Origin of the sequence: Oerskovia sp. USHLN155 (assembly GCF_037145535.1) — a bacterium.
Lineage (GTDB): Bacteria > Actinomycetota > Actinomycetes > Actinomycetales > Cellulomonadaceae > Oerskovia > Oerskovia rustica.
The window spans coordinates 276,459-293,825 of the sequence record NZ_JBBCXG010000001.1 but is presented as its reverse complement, the minus strand read 5'-3'; the positions used below and the strand labels follow the sequence as shown (position 1 = coordinate 293,825).

The window sequence follows — 17,367 nt, the reverse complement described above, 5'->3', positions numbered from 1 at the left end:
GGGTGGAATGGGTTGTCCGTGCGAGCCGACGACCCGAGAGGCACCTGACACCCATGTCACGGCGATCCACCACCTTCCGCACCCTGACCGCTTCCGCCCTCCTCGTCGTCGCTCTCGCGGCGTGCGGCGAGGCCGGTTCCTCCGGCACCGAGGCGTCCGGGGGTTCCACGTCGACCGCGAGCGGCACCGTGTGCGAACCCGTCGCCGGCGACGCGCTCGTCGTCCTCGAGGACGACAAGAACCTGCAGACCGTCGACAACATCATCCCGGCGGCCAACGCGGCCGCCGTCGCGAACCAGCCGGCCGTGCTGGAGCTGCTCGACACCGTGTCCGCGGCGCTCGACACCGACAAGCTCATCGCGCTCAACAAGGCCGTCGACGTGGACCGGCAGACGTCCTCGCAGGCCGCGCAGAAGTTCGTCGAGGACGAGGGTCTCGCGGCGACGTCGACCCCGGGGACCGGCACGTCGCTCGTCGTGGGCGCGGCCAACTTCTCCGAGAGCACGACGCTCGCCGAGATCTACGCCGCGGTCCTGCGCTCGGGCGGCTACGACGTCACGGTCCAGACCGTCGACGCGCGCGAGACGTACCTGCCGGCGCTCGAGTCGGGCCAGCTCAGCGTGTTCCCCGAGTACGTGGGGACGCTCACCGAGTTCCTCAACAAGGAGATCAACGGCGCCGACGCCGAGCCCCTCGCGAGCGGTGACCTCGACTCCACCGTGACCGCGCTGCGCGACCTCGGGACGCAGAAGGGCCTGACGTTCGGGGAGCCGTCGGCGGCCCAGGACCAGAATGCGTTCGCCGTCACGACGGCCTTCGCCGAGAAGTACGACGTGTCGACGCTCAGCGAGCTCGCCGAGGCCTGCCCCGGCGGTGTCACGCTCGGCGCCGGCCCGGAGTGCCCCGAGCGCGCGTTCTGCCAGCCGGGGCTCGAGGAGACCTACGGCCTCAACGTGACCAACTTCGTGAACCTCGACGTGGGTGGGCCGCTGACGAAGTCGGCGCTCCTCCAGGGCGAGATCGTGCTCGGCCTCGTGTTCTCCTCGGACGGCCAGCTCGGCTGACCGAGCAGGCGGCTGCTCGGGGCCTTCGCGGCTACAGGCCGTAGGTCTCGAGCAGCCGTAGCCAGACCTCGCTGATCGTCGGGTAGGCGGGCACAGCGTGCCACAAGCGTGCAAGCGGCACCTGCCCGACGATCGCGATGGTCGCGGCGTGCAGCATCTCCGCCGCGTCCGGGCCGACGAACGTCGCGCCCACGATGACCTGCCGGTCGGTGTCGACCACGATCTGCGCGGTCCCCTCGTAGCCCTCGGCCACGAGCACGGCCCCGGACACGGACCCCAGCTTGTACGACACCGCCTTGACCGTGAGCCCCGCCTTCCTGGCCTCGGCCTCGGTCAGCCCCACCGACGCGACCTCGGGGCGGGAGAACACGACCTGGGTCTTCGCACAGTGGTCGGCGGTCGCGGCGTAGCGGCTCCACGGCTCGGGGGTCTCGCCGTCCGCCCCGGCTGCCGCGGCCTCCCCCGGCTTCGCCCTCCCGAACCTCGCCGCGACCACGTCGCCCACGACGCGCCCCTGGTACTTGCCCTGGTGCGTGGTCGCCACGCGTCCGGTCACGTCCCCGCACGCGAACAGCCAGCCGCCGTCGACGCCCTGGACCTCGAGCTGGTCGTCGACCGCGAGCGCCTTCCCGGGCTCGAGCCCGACGACGTCGACCCCCAGGTCCGCGGTGCGCGGCACGCGGCCCGTCGCGACGAGCACCTGCGCCGCCGCGACCGACCCCTTGCCCTGGGGGCCGTCGTACGCGAGGCGCGCTCCGCCGTCGGGAAGGGACGACGCTCCCGTGACGCTCACACCCAGGCGCACGTCCACGCCGATCGTCTTCAGGCCGGCCGCGACGGCCTCGCTCGCGAAGGGCTCCGAGCGTCCGAGCAGGCGTCCGCGCGAGAGCAGCGTGACCTGCGACCCCAGGTCGCGGAACGCCGTCGCCATCTCGACGCCCACCACTCCCCCGCCCAGGATCACGATCGAGGGCGGGACGTCCTGGACGCTCGTGGCCTCGCGGCTGCTCCACGGGTCGGTCTCGGCCAGCCCCGGGGTGTCGGGCAGGACGGGCACGCTGCCCGTCGCGACGATCACGGCGTGCCGGGCGGCGAGCAGGCGGGTCTCGGGGAGGTCGTCGACGTCGGCGTCGGGGTCCTCGGGGCTGACCTCGACGAGCTTTTCCCCGACGAGCCGGCCCAGGCCGCGCACGAGCGAGATGCCGGCGCCGTCGAGCCACTGGACCTGCCCCGAGTCGTCCCAGTGCGAGACCATCTCGTCGCGGCGCGCGAGGATCGGCGCCGGGTCGAGCTCCGGGTCGGTCCGGACGCCGGGGACCGCGCGCGCGGCCGCCAGCGCCGCACCCGGGCGCAGCAGCGCCTTGGACGGCATGCACGCCCAGTAGGAGCACTCGCCGCCGACGAGCTCGGCCTCGACCACGGCAACGCTCAACCCGGTGCGGCTCGCGCGGTCGGCGGCGTTCTCGCCGACGGGCCCACCACCGATCACGATCACGTCGTAGGTCTCGTCCGGGGTGGCCTGGGTGCGTGGGTCGGTGCTCATGCCTCCCATCGTGACCCGGACCTCGCGCGGTTGCCCGCCGGGGCGCGGGGGCGGGTGCCCAGGGAGGAGAGCCCAGCCCCCTAGCGGCGCGCGGCGTGCCCGGTGACCAGCTCACGCAGCAGAGCGACCAGCACGTCGCGGTCCTTGCTCGGCAGCGACGAGAGGAGGGCGTCCTGCGCGTCGCCGAGCGCTGCGCCGAGCTCGTCGAGCCGACGCATCCCCCTGGGGGTCAGCGTGACGATGTTGCGACGCCGGTCGGACGGGTCGGCTCGGCGCTCGACGTCACCGTCGGCTGCCAGTCTGTCGAGCAGCGCGACCATGTCGCTCCGGTCGATCCCGCACCGGCGCCCGAGCGCGGCCTGGCTCGCTGGGCCGAACTCCTCCAGGGCGGCGAGCACGGCGTAGTGGGACCGGTGCGCCCCCGCGGCGGACAGGTGCTCCGAGACGGTCCGGGCCGCCTCCAGCGCCGCCTGGGAGAGCAGCCAGCTGGGAAGTGCCCGGAGGCGTTCAGGGGCGGTCTCGGTCTCCATCCCCAGATCCTACGCTTTGTTGGCTCTACCTATTGTGGGCACTGCCAACCATGGTTAACGTTGGGGGCTCCAACGACTTGCCGTGGTCACGAACTCTCGGAGGCTCTCATGCCCGTGCACGACGACGCCCACCTTCCCGTCACGCACCACGACGCCCTGCGCGGGCTGCTCGACCGCGAGGACGTCGCACGCCTCGTCTCCCGCCTCACGGCCGCCCTCGACGACGGCGACACCGACCGGCTCCGAGACCTGCTCGTCCCGGACGCACGCGCCACCACCCCCGGTGGAACCGCGCAGGGGGTCGACGCCGTCGTCGCCCAGGCCGCGCGCAACCATCGGCCGGAGGACGGCGTCCAGCACCTCGTCGGCAACGTCCTGGTCGATCTCGCACACGACCACGCAGAGGTCCGGGCGAACGTGGTCGCCACGTTCGCCCGACGCGAGCCGCAGGCGGACAGGCCCGTCACCCTCGGAGCGGTCTACCGACTCAGGGCACGCAGGACCGACGCCGGCTGGCGACTAACGCACATCACGACGGAGCCGATCTGGACATCGACCACCCCCGTCACGCGCGCTGGACCGGCCTAGCAGGACCTGGCGCGGCTGCCCGCCGGGCGGGGTGACGCCCGCCTCAGGTCGCGTCGTCGACGTGGGCCTCGTCGAGGCGCTCGAGGATCTGTGCGACTGTCTCCGCGACGGTCCACCCGGTCGTGTCGAGGTGCAGCCCGCCCGGGGTCTCGCGCGCGGCCGCAGCGAACTCGTCGGGCGTCCACGCGCCGTAGGCCTGCTTGTGCCGGGCGGCGTCACGCGCGGCGAGGGCCGCGGCGTCGGGCACCAGCACGACGGCGTAGCGCGGCCGGGTGCGCAGGCTCGCCGTGAAGCGGGCCAGGTCGGGCCCCAGCAGGATGTCCTGGACCACGGCCGTGATCCCCGCGGCCGCGTACGTGTCGGCGGCGCGGGCCGCGAGAGCGTGCCGCAGGTCGAGCTGGGCACGCGCCTGCGCCGACAGCGGCGGGTCCATCGACGCCTGCCCGCTCACGACGAACCGGCGGAACATGTCGCCGCGCACGTGGGCCGCGAGGGGGAAGGACCGGGCCAGGGCCTGCGCGACCGTCGACTTCCCGGAGGCCATGGCACCGGTGACGACGAGGACGGGAGCGGACGCGCGGACGTGAGCGGCGCCGTCGGGCAAGGAGGTCTCAGCAGGCATGCTCCGGACCCTAGGACGTGCGGCGGCCCGGACGCGAGCGGATTGCGGGGCGCTCGCCGAGCGTGCAGCTCGGGCCGTGCGCGGGAGTCCGCGACCCGAGCCGCACGCTCGACGCGCACGCCTAGTGCAGGACCGCCTTCTCCGAGCCCGCGCCCGTGAGCGAGCGGACCTCCATCTCGGCGAACTTCTCCGGGTGCGACGTCTCCTTGCTCAAGAACGTCCCCAGCACACCCAGCAGGAACGCGAGCGGGATCGAGATCAGGCCCGGGTTCTCGAGCGGGATGACCGCGAAGTCGATGCTCGTGTCCTTGATCATCGACAGGCTCGCCCCCGTGACCGGGTCCACCTTGCCCGAGACGACGGGCGAGAACGCGATGAGCACCAGGCACGAGACCAGGCCCCCGTACATGCTCCACAGCGCGCCCGACGTGTTGAACCGCTTCCAGAACAGCGAGTAGATGATGGTCGGCAGGTTCGCGCTCGCCGCGACCGCGAAGGCCAGCGCCACGAGGAACGCGATGTTCTGGCCCTGCGCGAAGATGCCGCCCACGATCGCGAGCACGCCGATCACGAGCACCGTGAGGCGTGCGACCTTGACCTCGCCGTCGGGCTTGACGGCGCCCTTCTTGATGACGTTCGCGTAGATGTCGTGCGCGAAGCTCGTCGCGGCCGTGATCGTCAGCCCCGCGACCACCGCGAGGATCGTCGCGAACGCGACCGCCGAGATGATGCCCAGCAGGATCTCGCCGCCCAGCTCGTACGCGAGCAGGAGCGCCGCGGAGTTCACGCCGCCGGGGGCCGACGAGATCGCCTCGGGACCCACGAGCGCGCCCGCCCCGTAGCCCAGCACGAGCGTGAACAGGTAGAAGATGCCGATGAGCCAGATCGCCCAGACGACGCTGCGGCGCGCCTCCTTGCCCGTGGGCACCGTGTAGAAGCGGGTCAGGACGTGCGGCAGGCCCGCCGTGCCGAGCACCAGGGCCAGCGCGAGCGACAGGAAGTTGAGCTGCGACATGGGCGTCGCCCCGTACTGCTTGCCCGGCTCGACGAGCGCCTCCCCGCCCGGGCCCGCCTTGTCGATCGCGCCCTGGAACAGGTCCGACAGGTTGAAGCCGAACTTCGCGAGCACCCAGAACGTCATGACCCCGGCACCCGCGATGAGCAGGACCGCCTTGATGATCTGCACCCACGTGGTGCCCTTCATGCCGCCGATCATCACGTACGCGATCATCAGGACGCCCACGATCGCGATGACGACGGACTGCCCCGCGGTCGACGAGATGCCGAGCAGCAGCGCGACCAGGCCGCCCGCCCCCGCCATCTGGGCCAGCAGGTAGAAGAACACGACCATGAGCGTCGCGAGCGCCGCCGCCATGCGCACCGGGCGCTGGCGCAGGCGGAAGCTCAGGACGTCGGCCATGGTGAACTTGCCCGTGTTGCGCAGCAGCTCGGCCACGAGCAGCAGCGCCACGAGCCACGCCACGAGGAAGCCGATCGAGTACAGGAACCCGTCGTAGCCGTTGATCGCGATGGCCCCGCAGATGCCCAGGAAGCTCGCGGCCGACAGGTAGTCGCCCGCGATCGCCGTGCCGTTCTGCGGGCCCGTGAAGTTGCGCCCGCCCGCGTAGAAGTCCGCAGCGGACCTGTTCTGCTTCGAGGCCCGCAGCACGATCACCATGGTCACCGCGACGAAGGCCGCGAAGATCCCGATGTTGATCCACGGGTTCCCGACGTCCGAGGCCTCCGCAGCCAGGGTCACGACGGGCGGCTCCACGCCCGGCGCCCCCCTCACCGGTCCTCCCCCTCGATCTGTCGACGCATGTCGTCGGCGACCGGGTCGAACCGCTTGTTCGCCCAGCGCGCGTAGATCATGGTGATCGCGAACGTCGAGACGAACTGGCCCAGCCCGAACAGCAGCCCGACCGTGATGTTGCCCGAGACCCTGATGCTCATGAAGTCGTGCGCGTAGTCCGCGAGCAGGACGTACACCAGGTACCAGACCAGGAACAGGGCAGTGACGGGAAAGACGAAGAGGCGGAACCTGCGGCGCAGGTCCTGGAACTCGGGGGAGCGCTGGACCCGCTGGTAGTCGGTCTCAGCGACGGGATCGTCCGTCGAGATGTCGGTCATGATGCCTCCGTTGGCTCATGCGTGCGGCACGCGGCGTTGCGTGGCTCGGGCGGCTTTTTCACCCGCTCCGCCAATGTGCCGTACATCACCCTTGTCGCCAAACACCCGATCCGGGCGTGTCGGAGGCTGCGGCGCCGGGTCGACGGGTGGGCGGCCTCGCCTGGTGCCGCGGCGGGCCACCGGGCACGGTTCCGACGCCGAGCGTGCAGTTCGGGCTGCCCACGGGCGCCCGTGACGACCACAAGTGCACACTCGACGACGTGCCCGAGGCGAGCGGCGCCGTCGGACCGACGGCGGCGCCCCGCAGCGCGCTCAGACCCGGCGGAACTCCAGGTCCGTGATGCCCCGGCCAGCCGCGTGGCCCTTGTTCTCGAAGCTCGTGAGCACGCGCCCCTCGAAGCGCGGCGCGACCGCACCGACCCCGTGGACGTTCTCGAACGACGGGTTCGCGCCGACGACCTCCAGCATCTGGTCCGCGTACTCGGCCCAGTCGGTCGCGAGCCGCCACGTCCCACCGGGACGGACGACCCGCGCGGCGAGCTGCGCGAGCTCGGGCGTCACGAGGCGGCGCTTGTGGTGGCGCGCCTTGTGCCACGGGTCGGGGAAGAAGATCCAGAGCTCGTCGACCGAGGCCTCCGGCAGCATCGTCGTCAGGACCTCGGCCGCGTTCGCCTGCACCAGGCGCAGGTTCGTCAGACCTCGCTGCGTCGCCCGCAGCACGGTCTGCGCGAGTCCTGGCGTATAGACCTCGACGGCCAGGAAGTCACGTTCCGGGGTGGCCTCGGCCGCGTTGACCACGGCCTCCCCCAGGCCCGACCCGACCTCCACCACGAGAGGAGCCGTCCGCCCGAAGGTCGCGGCGACGTCGAGCACGTGAGCCGGGTCGACGGACGTGCGCGCGATCGACCGAGGGACGTCCAGGACGAACTGGTCGGCGTGGTCGTCCCACGCGCGCTGCTGACGGGTGTTGAGGCGGCCGCTGCGGCGGACGAAGGACACGATGTCGGTACGGAAGCCCTGCTCGCGGGCCTCGGAGAGGGTCTCGGGCACCCGCCCAGTCTAGGCGGGCGCCCGAGGCCCCTCCCGCGGAGGGTCAGACGTACTGCGCGTACGCCGGCAGGTCGAGCTGACCGTTGCCCGACAGGCCGATGACGACGACCTCGGGCTCGGTGAGCGTGCGCGCGTACGCGATCGCCGCCGCGACCGCGTGCGTCGACTCGGGCGCCGGGATGATGCCCTCCGAGCGGGCGAACTCGAGCCCCGCCCGGAACGCCTCGTCCTGGTCGATCGCGATCGCGTCCATGAGCCCCAGGTTCACGGCGTGCGAGACCATGGGCGACATGCCGTGGTAGCGCAGACCGCCCGCGTGGATGGCCGGCGGCACGAAGTCCTTGCCCAGCGTGTGCATCTTGAGCAGCGGCGTGAGCCCCGCGACGTCGCCGTGGTCGTAGCGGTACTCGCCCCGCGTGAGCGACGGGCACGCCGAGGGCTCGCACGCGACGAGCCGCGTCGTCGTGCCCTCGCGCAGGTTGCGCCCCAGGAACGGGAACGTGAGCCCTGCGAGGTTGGACCCTCCGCCCGCGCACCCGAACACGACGTCGGCGACCGGCTCCCCCGCCTCCTCGAGCTGGACCAGGGCCTCCTGACCGATGACCGTCTGGTGCAGCATCACGTGGTTGAGCACGCTGCCCAGCGAGTAGTGCGCCTGCGGGTCCTGCGCCGCGACCTCGACGGCCTCGCTGATCGCCATGCCGAGCGAGCCCGTGGTGTCCGGGTCGCTCGCGAGGATCGCACGGCCCGACGCCGTCAGCTCCGAGGGCGACGAGTGGCACACGCCCCCGTAGGCCTCCATCTGGAAGCGGCGGTACGGCTTCGAGTCGTACGACGCCCGCACCTGCCACACCTCGCACGTGAGCCCCAGCAGGGCTGCGGCCATCGACAGCGAGGCCCCCCACTGCCCCGCGCCGGTCTCGGTCGTGAGCCGCGTCGTGCCCTCCATCGCGTTGTAGTACGCCTGCGCGATCGCCGTGTTGGGCTTGTGCGAACCGACCGGGCTCACGCCCTCGTACTTGTAGTAGATCCGGGCGGGCGTGCCGAGCGCGCGCTCCAGGCGGTGCGCACGGATGAGCGGCGCCGGCCTCCACATCGCGTAGATCTCACGGATCGTCTGCGGGATCTCGATGTAACGCTCGGTGCTGACCTCCTGCTCGATCAGCGCCAGGGGGAACAACGGGGCCAGGTCCGCGGGCACCAGGGGCTCGAGCGTGCCCGGGTGCAGGTGCGGCGGGACGGGCTCGGGCAGGTCCGCGTTCAGGTTGTACCAGTGCGTCGGGACGGTGGAGGGGATCTCGACGCCGAGCGGCTCGAGCGAGCGAGCGGTCGGGGCGGCAGGCACCGAGGGTGCCGGGGCGGGGAGGGGGGACGTCGTCAAGGAACTCTCTCCTTCGTGGATGGGCACGTGCGGGGGCAACGTTCCGGGCGATCCACTCCGGGAGACCTGCTGGACCGCCCTTCGTCGGGCTCGGTCAGCACGCCACAGCGTCCGACCGTCAGCGGTCGGGCCACCAGGTGTGTGCGGTGAGCAGGTTCACGGGCAGACCATAGCCCGCGGGGCGGCGAACTGTGAAGCGCGTCTCACGGACGGCCGTGCGCCGGGGACGACGAAGGCCCCTCCCCGCGTCGACGCAGGTGAGGGGCCTTCGAGGTGGTGCGCCATCATGGACTCGAACCATGAACCCGCTGATTAAGAGTCAGCTGCTCTGCCAATTGAGCTAATGGCGCCTGGTGGTGCTGGTCGTGCGGTGCTGCGTGCCCGCCGCTGCGGACGTCACGACGGCCCCGTCTCCGGGGCCGCGATCGTGGTGCGCCATCATGGACTCGAACCATGAACCCGCTGATTAAGAGTCAGCTGCTCTGCCAATTGAGCTAATGGCGCGCGAGAAGAAACACTACTGAACCGGCCCCCCGGAGACAAATCAGGGGGCCGGGCAGGGCTGTGACCTGCGCGACAACCCGCTGCGCGGGCCGCCGTCGAGGCCGCGCGTGCTACAGGTACAGCCCGGTCTTGCCGCTCGTCTCCTCGGGCTGCGAGACCGCGCTGACGTCCTTCTCGCGCAGCAGCACGAAGCTCTTGCCGTTCAGCTCGACCTCTGCGCGCTCCTCGGGGTCGAACAGCACGCGGTCGCCCCGGCTCACGTGCCGCACGTTCTCGCCCGTCGCGACGACCTGGGCCCACGCGAGCCGCTTGGGCCCGACGGCCGTCGCGGGGATCACGAGCCCCGCCGACGACTGCCGCTCGGACGAGTCGACCTCGGGCAGGACCAGGAGGCGGTCGTGCAGCATGCGCAGCGGCAGGCGCGCGGGCTCGCTGCCCGACGGCGTCCCGCGCGTCGCGGAGGACTTCTTCCGGGAGGTGCTGGCCGCGGCGGCGGGCTCGGGGCGCGCGTCCGGCTCGGGCCCGGCGTCCGGCTCGGGTGCGGGGGCGTCGTGCGGGGTGGGGGTCGTCGTGCTCACAGTCCCCACGCTACCGGTGTCCTCTAGGCTCGGTGTGAACCGCGATACGCACCACGAGGAGTTCCATGAGCACGCGCCTTGCCGTCGGAGACGACGCCCCCGACTTCACCCTCCCGACCGCCGACGGCGGTTCCGTGACGCTGTCCGACCTGCGCGGCAGCTCGGTCATCGTCTACTTCTACCCCGCGGCCTCGACGCCCGGCTGCACCAAGGAGGCGTGCGACTTCCGCGACTCGCTCGCGTCGCTCCAGGGCGCGGGCTACAAGGTCGTCGGCATCTCGCCCGACGCGCTGCCCAAGCTCGTGAAGTTCGCCGAGGAGGAGTCGCTGACGTTCCCGCTCGCGTCCGACGAGTCCAAGGAGACGCTCGAGGCGTACGGGGCGTGGGGCGAGAAGAAGCTCTACGGCAAGACCGTGACGGGCGTGATCCGCTCGACCGTCGTCGTCGACCCCGACGGCAAGGTCGCGCTCGCGCAGTACAACGTCAAGGCGACGGGCCACGTGGCCAAGCTGCGCCGTGACCTGGGGATCGACCCCAAGAAGTAGGCCGCCCGGTCCGCGAGCCGCCGATCGGTGCACCCCTCGCGCGCCCGTAGACTGTGCGGGCGCGCGAGTGGCGTAATTGGCAGCCGCGCCAGGTTTAGGTCCTGGTGTCTTCGGACGTGCGGGTTCGAGTCCCGCCTCGCGCACCTTCTGTCCCCGGTCAGCCGACCGGTACCTCGATCGCCCCGGGCACCAGTCCCGGCTTCGTCTCGGTGCAGTCGGTGTCGGCGGCCAGTCCCCACCCCTTGACCTGGACCGCGTCCCCGGCGCACCCGACGAGCTCCCGGTCCCCGAGCGGCTCCTCGAGCGCGACCGTCGTGGGCCGGACCCCGAAGTCCTCGCTGCACGCTCCCCTGGTCCGCTGGACGAAGGCCCGTACCTCGACGGTCTCCGTGCTCTCGTCGACCTCGACCTCGTCGACGTCGATGCACGTGCTGCCCCCGGCGAAGACGGCGACCTCCAGATCGGTCCCGTCCTGCGCGAGGAGCACCCACTCGACCCGCAGACGTTGCGGCTCCCCCGCCTCGCAGCCCGCGAGGACGGCCACGCCCAGCATGCACACCGCGACCACAGGCGTGATCGTGCGCGCGCGGCCGCACGTCGCCGAGGACCACCACGTCGCTCTCGTCATGCGCCGGACCCTACCGCCGCACGGGCCCCCGCGCAGGTCCCCGATCACGCAGCGCGCACGCGCCCGTCCTACTCTGGGAGGAGGTCCCGAGGAGGCGATCCCCAGTGCCGAACGGTCGGAGAACCCAGGCCATCTACGCGCACGAGGTCTCGGCGGCGATGTCGGCGATCGACCGGCGACGCTTCCTGCCGCGCAACCAGCGCCCGTACGCACGCGACGACCGGCCGCTGCCGATCGGCCACGGCCAGACGAACTCCCAGCCCCGGACGGTCGCCGACACGCTGCGCCTCCTCCAGGTGCCGCGCGGTGCGCGCGTCCTGGACGTGGGGTCGGGCTCGGGGTGGACGACGGCGCTGCTCGCCCACCTGGTCGGGTCGAGCGGGAGCGTCGTGGGCGTCGAGATCGACCCGGACCTCGCGGAGTGGGGGGCGGCGAACCTCGCGACCTACCCCATGTCGTGGGCGCGGATCGAGGTCGCCGAGCCGGGCGTGCTCGGGCGCCCGACCATGGGGGGCTACGACCGCATCCTCGTCTCGGCGGCCGCCCAGGTCCTGCCGCAGGAGCTCGTCGACCAGCTCTCGATCGGTGGGCGCCTCGTGATCCCGGTGCAGCACGTGCTGGTCCTCGTGGAGCAGCACCTGACGGGCACCGTGACGAGCCGGCACGGGAGCTACAGCTTCGTGCCGCTCATCGGGTCGTAGCCGCGGCTCCCGCGCGCCAGCGCGCGGCCGAGAAGTGGACCCGGCACCGTGCCTGGTAGGACTCGACGCCACCGACGTGCTCGGCCCCCGCGGTGAGGGCGTCACCACGTCCGTCGTCGCCACGGCCGACGACGACGCGCTCGTGGAAGGGGGCGTCCTCGCCGCAGACCGTGCAGACGGCCGTGAGGCGGTCGGCGCGCTCGGCCAGCGCGCCGAGCGCCGGGATCGGGTCGAAGGGGCGTCCGTCGAACGTCACGTCGAGCCCCGCGACGATCATCACGAGGCCCGCGTCGGCCGCGTGCTGCACGACGTCGAGCAGGTCGGGGCCGAAGAACTGCGCCTCGTCGACCGCGACGAGCTCGACCGCGGGATCGACCAGGTCGAGGATCTCCGTGGCGGACGTCGCGGCACGCGAGGGGATGTCGAGGCCTGAGTGCGAGCTCACGATGCCCTCGCCGCGCCGGTCGTCGAGCGCGTGGTGCACGACCTCGACGCGGCGACCCGCGATCTGCGCCCGGCGTACGCGCCGCAGCAGCTCCTCGGTCTTGCCCGCGAACATGGGCCCGCTGATGACCTCGACCCGTCCCCGCCGCACGTCGTCCACGCAGCCAGTAGACCATGGGGTGATGACAACGGCAGGGCCCACAAGGCAGCCCCGGGGCTCAGCCTCGGGCGTCCCACTCCGAGCGCAGCACACCCATGACGACCGCGTCGTACCGCTGCCCACGCACGACCCGCGCGTCGCGGAAGCGGCCCTCCTCGACGAACCCGAGTCGTCGGCCCACGCCCAGCATCGGCCCGTTGCCGGACCACGTCGCGAAGTCCAACCGGACCCAGTCGGTCACCGAGAACAGGTAGGTGGTCCACAGCGCGAGCGCCTCGCGACCGATGCCCCGCCCGCGCACGGCCGGGTCGTAGACGCCGACGCCCATGCGTGCCCACGCGGTCTCGCGCGACTCCCAGTACCAGGAGACGGTCCCGACGAGGTGGTCGTCGGGGTCCGCGATCACGGCCGAGCGAGGCGGCAGGCCGTCCACCACCCCGGGCGGTGTCAGCGCGAGGGCGGCGACCCGAGCGTCGGCCTGCGCGTCGTCGGGCACGGGGTAGTACGGCCCGTCCCACTCGTGCCACTCGTGGTGGGGACGCAACCACTCACGGAAGACGGCGAGGTCCGCGGGCCGCCAGCCTCGGAGCCGGGCAGCATGCCCGACGCCGTAGACCGGCACCTGCGGATCCCTCGCCGTCATCGGTGGTTCAGCGTGCGTCAGTCGACGTCGCCCTGCGGCGAGGAGCCCTCGTCGGAGGCCTCGTCGGTCAGGTCAGCCGACGACGCAGCCTCCCCAGCAACCTCCTCGTCAGCGGCCGCCTGCTCGACCGGAAACGAGTCCTGGTCGTCGGCGACCTCCGGGGCACCCTCCGTGGACTCGGCGTCCGTCAGCGCGGTCTCGATCCCGACCGCTTCGACCTCGGCCGGTACGACGACCTCGGCCTCGGTCACCTCGGTGACCGACGCCTCAGCGACGACGGACCCCTCGACGGACGCGACGCCGTCGTGGTCGTGGTCGTGCGCGTGGGCCGCCGCGGCAGCGATCGTGGCGAGCGTGGCCTTGACGGCCTCGCGCGCCTCCGACGTGACCTCGGGCAGCACCGGGACCGCAGGGGCCGCGGCCGGCGCCGTCTCCTTGGTCACGCGCTTGCGGCGCGACCGGGAACGCGAGCTCTCCGACTCTGCGGGCTCCTCCTGCGCTGCGGCAGGAGCCGGGGCGTGCTGGTGACCGCCGCCGTTGTTCGAGCCGCCCGACTTCTCGATCGGGTCGGTGTGCACGATGAAGCCACGACCGTTGCAGTGGTCGCACGTCTCGCTGAACGCCTCGACCAGGCCCTGGCCCACGCGCTTGCGCGTCATCTGGACCAGGCCGAGCGAGGTGACCTCGGCGACCTGGTGCTTGGTGCGGTCGCGGCCCAGGCACTCGACCAGGCGACGCAGCACCAGGTCGCGGTTGGACTCGAGCACCATGTCGATGAAGTCGATGACGATGATGCCGCCGATGTCGCGCAGGCGCAGCTGGCGGACGATCTCCTCGGCGGCCTCGAGGTTGTTGCGCGTCACCGTCTCCTCGAGCGTGCCACCGGAACCGGTGAACTTGCCCGTGTTGACGTCGACGACCGTCATGGCCTCGGTGCGGTCGATCACGAGCGAACCGCCCGAGGGCAGCCAGACCTTGCGGTCCATCCCCTTGGCGAGCTGCTCGTCGACGCGGTGCGCCGAGAAGGCGTCCTTCTCCGACGTCCAGCGCGAGACGCGCTCCTTGAGGTCGGGCGCGAGCTCGGCGACGTAGCTCGAGATCTCGTTCCAGGCGTTGTCGCCCGAGACGACGAGCGAGCTGAAGTCGTCGTTGAAGATGTCGCGGACGACGCGGATCGCGAGGTCCGGCTCACCCTGGAGCAGTGCCGGGGCGGAGACCGACTTCGCCTTCTTCTCGATCGCCTCCCACTGGCTCTGCAGGCGCTCGACGTCGGCGCGCAGCTCGTCCTCGCTCGCTCCCTCGGCTGCCGTGCGCACGATCACGCCCGACCCCTCGGGGACGACCTCGCGCAGGATCTTCTTGAGGCGGGCACGCTCGGTGTCCGGGAGCTTGCGCGAGATGCCGGTCATGCCGCCGCCGGGGACGAACACGAGGTAGCGGCCCGCGAGCGTGATCTGCGACGTGAGGCGAGCGCCCTTGTGGCCGATCGGGTCCTTGGTGACCTGGACCAGCACGGAGTCGCCGGACTTGAGCGCCTGCTCGATGCGGCGCGGCTGCCCGTCGAGGCCCACGGCGTCCCAGTTGACCTCGCCGGCGTACAGGACGGCGTTGCGGCCCTTGCCGACGTCGATGAACGCGGCCTCCATGGACGGCAGGACGTTCTGGACGCGGCCCAGGTAGACGTTGCCGGCCATCGAGACCTGCGACTGCTGCGAGACGTAGTGCTCGACGAGCACGCCGTCCTCGAGCACGGCGATCTGCGTGCGGCCGTTCTTCTCGCGCACGACCATGGAGCGCTCGACCGACTCGCGGCGTGCGAGGAACTCGGCCTCGGTGATGATCTGGCGGCGGCGACCCGCGTCGCGGCCCTCGCGGCGGCGCTGACGCTTGGCCTCGAGGCGCGTCGAGCCCTTGAGCGCGGTCACCTCGTCCGAGGACGTGCTGCCGCTGCGCTCGCGCGTGCGGGTGCGGGTGGACGACGTGGAGGTGGAGACGCCGGCGGTCTCGCTGCCGTCGGCCCGTCCGCCACGACGACGGCGGCGACGGCGACGGCTCGATCCCGAGCCCTCCTCGCCGTCGTGCTCGTCGACGTGGTCGTCCTGCTGGTCCTGCTGGTCCTCGGTGGTCTCGGCGCCCGGCTCACCCTCGGAGGCTGCGCCCGCGGGCTGCTCCGCCCGGTCGTCCGACTCGTCGTCGCCGTACTCGTCGCCGTCGGCTCGTGAGTCGCCGCCGCGCGAGCGGCGGCCACGGCCACCGCGACGGCGACGACGGCGCGGTGCGCCCTGCTCGTCGTCCTCGGCGGAGGCCGACTGCTCGTCGGTCTCGACCACGATCTCGAGGTCGTCGGCCTCGAACGCGTCGGCCGGGATCTCGACGCCCTCGGCGACGAGCTCGGCCTCGATCAGCTCGATCTCCTCGACAGCGGCCAGGTCCGCCCCGACGAGCTCGACCTCGACGGCGGACGCCTGCTCGGGCGCCGACTCCGCGGCGGGGACCGCCGGGGCCTGGGCGGGGGTCGTCGTCCCGGAGGTCGACGGCGCACCGGCGCCGCGGCGTGCGGACCGGCCGCGGCCGCCGCGCGTGCGGGCGGGGGCCTCACGCTGCTCGACCGGGGACTGCTCGGCGGGCGCCTGCGGAGCCTGCTCGGCGGGAGCCTCGGGGGCCGGGGCCTCCACGCGGGCGGGCGCCTCCTCGGTCGGGCGCGTGCCCGGCGTGGCGAAGCTCGGCAGGGCGCCCGTGGGCGACGTGGTGGGGCGCACGACGCGGCGCGAACGGCGCGGCGCGGCGGCCGGGTCCGGAGCCTGGAACAGGAGCGCGGTGGTCGCCAGACGCGGGGTGGCGGAGCCGCCACCGGTCGACGCGGGCGAGGCGGGCGCCTCCTCCACGACCGGGGTGGCCGCCTCGGCCTCGGCCTTGGCTGCTGCCGAGACCTTGTTGACGCGGCGCGAGCGGACCTTGGGCGCGGCGGGCTCGACGGGAGCCTCGACGACGGGAGCGGTCTCCTCGGCCGGGGCCTTCGAGGTCGCACGGCGACGCTTGGCTGCGGGGGCCTTCTCGACCGGCGCGTCGCCGGGCACCTCGGTGGTGGTCTCCTCGGCGGCCGGTGCTACGGCCTGCGCTGCGGAGGACCGCGTGGCCCGACGGCGCTTCGCGGCCGGGGCGGCAGGCTCGTCCGCCGCGGGGGTCGCCTGAGCGGCAGGGGCTGCAGCGGGCACGTCGGCGACCGGTGCGGCAGCGACGGGTGCGGTGGTGGGCTCGGCAGCCGGCTCTGCGGCGGGCTTGCGGGTGCGGCGGGCGCGGGCGGGCTTCTCGGCCGGGGCGTCCTCCTCGGCGGCGGGCTTGAGCCCGAGCTCGGACAGCACGTCGAGGACCGGCGCGTCGGCGGCGGCACGGGCCGCAGCGCCCCGCTTGCCACCACGACGGGGGGCATCGGCCGGGGCGTCCGCGGCGGGCGCCTGCACCGTGGCGGGAGCCTTCGCGGCGGGCGCCGTCGTGGTCGCGGGCTTCGTGGCGGGGGCCTCCGTGGCGGGTGCCTCGGCGGCGTTCGAGGCCGAGGGGGTCGTCGTCGGGCGGACGACGCGGCGCGAGCGACGCGGGGCGGCCTCGGCGGTCGGGAGGTCGATCCCGAGCGAGCCCGTGGGGGCGACGGGGTTGACGGCCGCGGGCTGCGCGGGGGCCTTCACGGCGGGGAGGGAGATCTGGGCTGTGGCCGCCTGGGCGACGGCCTCGGCGGAACCGGGCGCCGCGGCGGTCCGGGTGACGCGTCGTCGGGCCGGCTTCTTGGCGGGTGCTGCGTCCTGGCCGGCGGCCGAGCTCGTCGGGTCAGGGGTCGAGCTCGTCGTGTCAGGGGTGTGGTCGAGGGTCACGCGATGCGCTCCTGGTACCCCGAAGGTCCGTCCCCACATCGTGCGGCCCGTTCGGGCGGTTGTCGTCGCTCGGGACGTGCGCATCGCAGCGCTGTCGTCCCCGCGACGGAAGTCGGCGGTGGCGGCTCGGGCAAGGGCGGGCGGCGGGGGGCGCTTCGCCGGGCGGGCCATTCTTCCCGTTCGGCGGCGCTCCGCGAGCCGCGGACTGCGGTTGCGTCGAGCACGTACTGGGCGCGGAGGAGATGTGGTCCCCCTTGCTGGGTCAAGTATCGCACAGCCGACGTCGATCAGATGGGCATCTACAGGTCCGCCGCCCGTGTCGTCCAGAGGACCAAGGTCCCGACTCGGACCTTGTGAAGGTTCTCACAAACTGTCGTTTCCCGAGAGTTT

General features: G+C 72.7%; 16 protein-coding genes and 3 tRNA genes. 5 read left to right on the top strand and 14 right to left on the bottom strand.

The genetic code is table 11. The annotated features are described in order from the left end of the window. Positions 1-53 precede the first annotated feature (53 nt). Positions 54-1,064 (top strand): glycine betaine ABC transporter substrate-binding protein, encoded by a 1,011-nt coding sequence (locus WFH32_RS01305; protein WP_336705974.1) that lies wholly within the window; start codon positions 54-56, stop codon positions 1,062-1,064. Between the two features lie 31 nt (positions 1,065-1,095). On the opposite strand, the gene WFH32_RS01300 is transcribed toward WFH32_RS01305, so the two are convergent. Next, positions 1,096-2,607 carry a dihydrolipoyl dehydrogenase family protein gene (locus WFH32_RS01300; protein ID WP_336705973.1) on the bottom strand — a complete coding sequence of 504 codons (1,512 nt, stop codon included), beginning with the start codon at positions 2,605-2,607 and terminating at the stop codon, positions 1,096-1,098. An 80-nt stretch (positions 2,608-2,687) separates the two neighbouring features. Beyond that, on the bottom strand, positions 2,688-3,137 hold the full coding sequence (locus tag WFH32_RS01295; RefSeq protein ID WP_191796185.1) for a MarR family winged helix-turn-helix transcriptional regulator: 450 nt from the start codon (positions 3,135-3,137) through the stop codon (positions 2,688-2,690). A 108-nt stretch (positions 3,138-3,245) separates the two neighbouring features. Here WFH32_RS01295 and WFH32_RS01290 point away from each other — a divergent pair, with 108 nt between their 5' ends. After that, positions 3,246-3,725, top strand: coding sequence for a nuclear transport factor 2 family protein (locus tag WFH32_RS01290; RefSeq protein ID WP_336705972.1), 480 nt, complete (start codon positions 3,246-3,248; stop codon positions 3,723-3,725). A 43-nt stretch (positions 3,726-3,768) separates the two neighbouring features. Here the strand turns inward: WFH32_RS01290 and WFH32_RS01285 are convergent, their stop codons facing one another. From WFH32_RS01285 to WFH32_RS19260, 8 genes are all read right to left on the bottom strand, one after another. Continuing rightward, positions 3,769-4,347, bottom strand: a complete 579-nt coding sequence (locus tag WFH32_RS01285) for an AAA family ATPase (RefSeq protein WP_191796187.1) — start codon at positions 4,345-4,347, stop codon at positions 3,769-3,771. Positions 4,348-4,468: 121 nt separating this feature from the next. Beyond that, positions 4,469-6,025 carry a solute symporter family protein gene (locus WFH32_RS01280; protein ID WP_442946292.1) on the bottom strand — a complete coding sequence of 519 codons (1,557 nt, stop codon included), beginning with the start codon at positions 6,023-6,025 and terminating at the stop codon, positions 4,469-4,471. Positions 6,026-6,135: 110 nt separating this feature from the next. After that, a complete protein-coding gene (locus tag WFH32_RS01275) occupies positions 6,136-6,477 on the bottom strand; it encodes a DUF485 domain-containing protein (protein WP_191796188.1) in 342 nt (113 codons plus the stop codon). 312 nt (positions 6,478-6,789) lie between these two features. Continuing rightward, complete coding sequence (gene trmB / locus WFH32_RS01270; protein ID WP_191796189.1) at positions 6,790-7,527, bottom strand: tRNA (guanosine(46)-N7)-methyltransferase TrmB; 738 nt, start codon at positions 7,525-7,527, stop codon at positions 6,790-6,792. 43 nt (positions 7,528-7,570) lie between these two features. Further along, positions 7,571-8,908, bottom strand: a complete 1,338-nt coding sequence (locus tag WFH32_RS01265) for a TrpB-like pyridoxal phosphate-dependent enzyme (protein WP_225228051.1) — start codon at positions 8,906-8,908, stop codon at positions 7,571-7,573. Positions 8,909-9,182: 274 nt separating this feature from the next. Beyond that, positions 9,183-9,258, bottom strand: a tRNA-Lys gene (locus tag WFH32_RS01260). Between the two features lie 78 nt (positions 9,259-9,336). After that, positions 9,337-9,412: transfer RNA gene (locus WFH32_RS01255), tRNA-Lys, on the bottom strand. A 110-nt stretch (positions 9,413-9,522) separates the two neighbouring features. After that, positions 9,523-9,990 carry a co-chaperone GroES gene (locus tag WFH32_RS19260; protein WP_442946289.1) on the bottom strand — a complete coding sequence of 156 codons (468 nt, stop codon included), beginning with the start codon at positions 9,988-9,990 and terminating at the stop codon, positions 9,523-9,525. 65 nt (positions 9,991-10,055) lie between these two features. On the opposite strand from WFH32_RS19260, the gene bcp reads away from it, so the two are divergent. Together bcp and WFH32_RS01240 are read left to right on the top strand one after the other, a co-directional pair. Continuing rightward, complete coding sequence (gene bcp, locus WFH32_RS01245) at positions 10,056-10,535, top strand: thioredoxin-dependent thiol peroxidase (protein WP_336705971.1); 480 nt, start codon at positions 10,056-10,058, stop codon at positions 10,533-10,535. Positions 10,536-10,596: 61 nt separating this feature from the next. Next, positions 10,597-10,678: transfer RNA gene (locus WFH32_RS01240), tRNA-Leu, on the top strand. 14 nt (positions 10,679-10,692) lie between these two features. Here WFH32_RS01240 and WFH32_RS01235 read toward each other — a convergent pair. After that, the gene (locus tag WFH32_RS01235) at positions 10,693-11,163 is read right to left on the bottom strand and encodes a hypothetical protein (RefSeq protein WP_336705970.1); all 471 of its coding nucleotides are present in this window, start codon (positions 11,161-11,163) and stop codon (positions 10,693-10,695) included. A gap of 104 nt (positions 11,164-11,267) precedes the next feature. Here WFH32_RS01235 and WFH32_RS01230 point away from each other — a divergent pair, with 104 nt between their 5' ends. Beyond that, a complete protein-coding gene (locus WFH32_RS01230) occupies positions 11,268-11,864 on the top strand; it encodes a protein-L-isoaspartate O-methyltransferase family protein (RefSeq protein ID WP_318244100.1) in 597 nt (198 codons plus the stop codon). Here the strand turns inward: WFH32_RS01230 and WFH32_RS01225 are convergent. Genes WFH32_RS01225 through WFH32_RS01215 form a run of 3 tightly spaced genes read right to left on the bottom strand, consistent with a single transcriptional unit; the run spans position 11,851 to position 16,977 of the window. After that, complete coding sequence (locus tag WFH32_RS01225) at positions 11,851-12,468, bottom strand: thymidine kinase (RefSeq protein WP_336705969.1); 618 nt, start codon at positions 12,466-12,468, stop codon at positions 11,851-11,853. The genes WFH32_RS01230 and WFH32_RS01225 overlap by 14 nt on opposite strands. A 58-nt stretch (positions 12,469-12,526) precedes the next feature. Continuing rightward, the gene (locus WFH32_RS01220) at positions 12,527-13,090 is read right to left on the bottom strand and encodes a GNAT family N-acetyltransferase (RefSeq protein WP_336705968.1); all 564 of its coding nucleotides are present in this window, start codon (positions 13,088-13,090) and stop codon (positions 12,527-12,529) included. Positions 13,091-13,128: 38 nt separating this feature from the next. Then, the gene (locus WFH32_RS01215; RefSeq protein ID WP_336705967.1) at positions 13,129-16,977 is read right to left on the bottom strand and encodes an Rne/Rng family ribonuclease; all 3,849 of its coding nucleotides are present in this window, start codon (positions 16,975-16,977) and stop codon (positions 13,129-13,131) included. Positions 16,978-17,367: the final 390 nt, after the last annotated feature.

Excerpts from the sequence above, each read along its gene's own strand:
- WFH32_RS01305 (WP_336705974.1), top strand. The coding sequence starts at position 54 with ATGTCACGGCGATCCACCACCTTCCGCACCCTGACCGCTTCCGCCCTC.
- WFH32_RS01300 (WP_336705973.1), bottom strand. The coding sequence starts at position 2,607 with ATGAGCACCGACCCACGCACCCAGGCCACCCCGGACGAGACCTACGAC.
- WFH32_RS01295 (WP_191796185.1), bottom strand. The coding sequence starts at position 3,137 with ATGGAGACCGAGACCGCCCCTGAACGCCTCCGGGCACTTCCCAGCTGG.
- WFH32_RS01290 (WP_336705972.1), top strand. The coding sequence starts at position 3,246 with ATGCCCGTGCACGACGACGCCCACCTTCCCGTCACGCACCACGACGCC.
- WFH32_RS01285 (WP_191796187.1), bottom strand. The coding sequence starts at position 4,347 with ATGCCTGCTGAGACCTCCTTGCCCGACGGCGCCGCTCACGTCCGCGCG.
- WFH32_RS01280 (WP_442946292.1), bottom strand. The coding sequence starts at position 6,025 with ATGGTGATCGTGCTGCGGGCCTCGAAGCAGAACAGGTCCGCTGCGGAC.
- WFH32_RS01275 (WP_191796188.1), bottom strand. The coding sequence starts at position 6,477 with ATGACCGACATCTCGACGGACGATCCCGTCGCTGAGACCGACTACCAG.
- bcp (WP_336705971.1), top strand. The coding sequence starts at position 10,056 with ATGAGCACGCGCCTTGCCGTCGGAGACGACGCCCCCGACTTCACCCTC.
- WFH32_RS01235 (WP_336705970.1), bottom strand. The coding sequence starts at position 11,163 with ATGACGAGAGCGACGTGGTGGTCCTCGGCGACGTGCGGCCGCGCGCGC.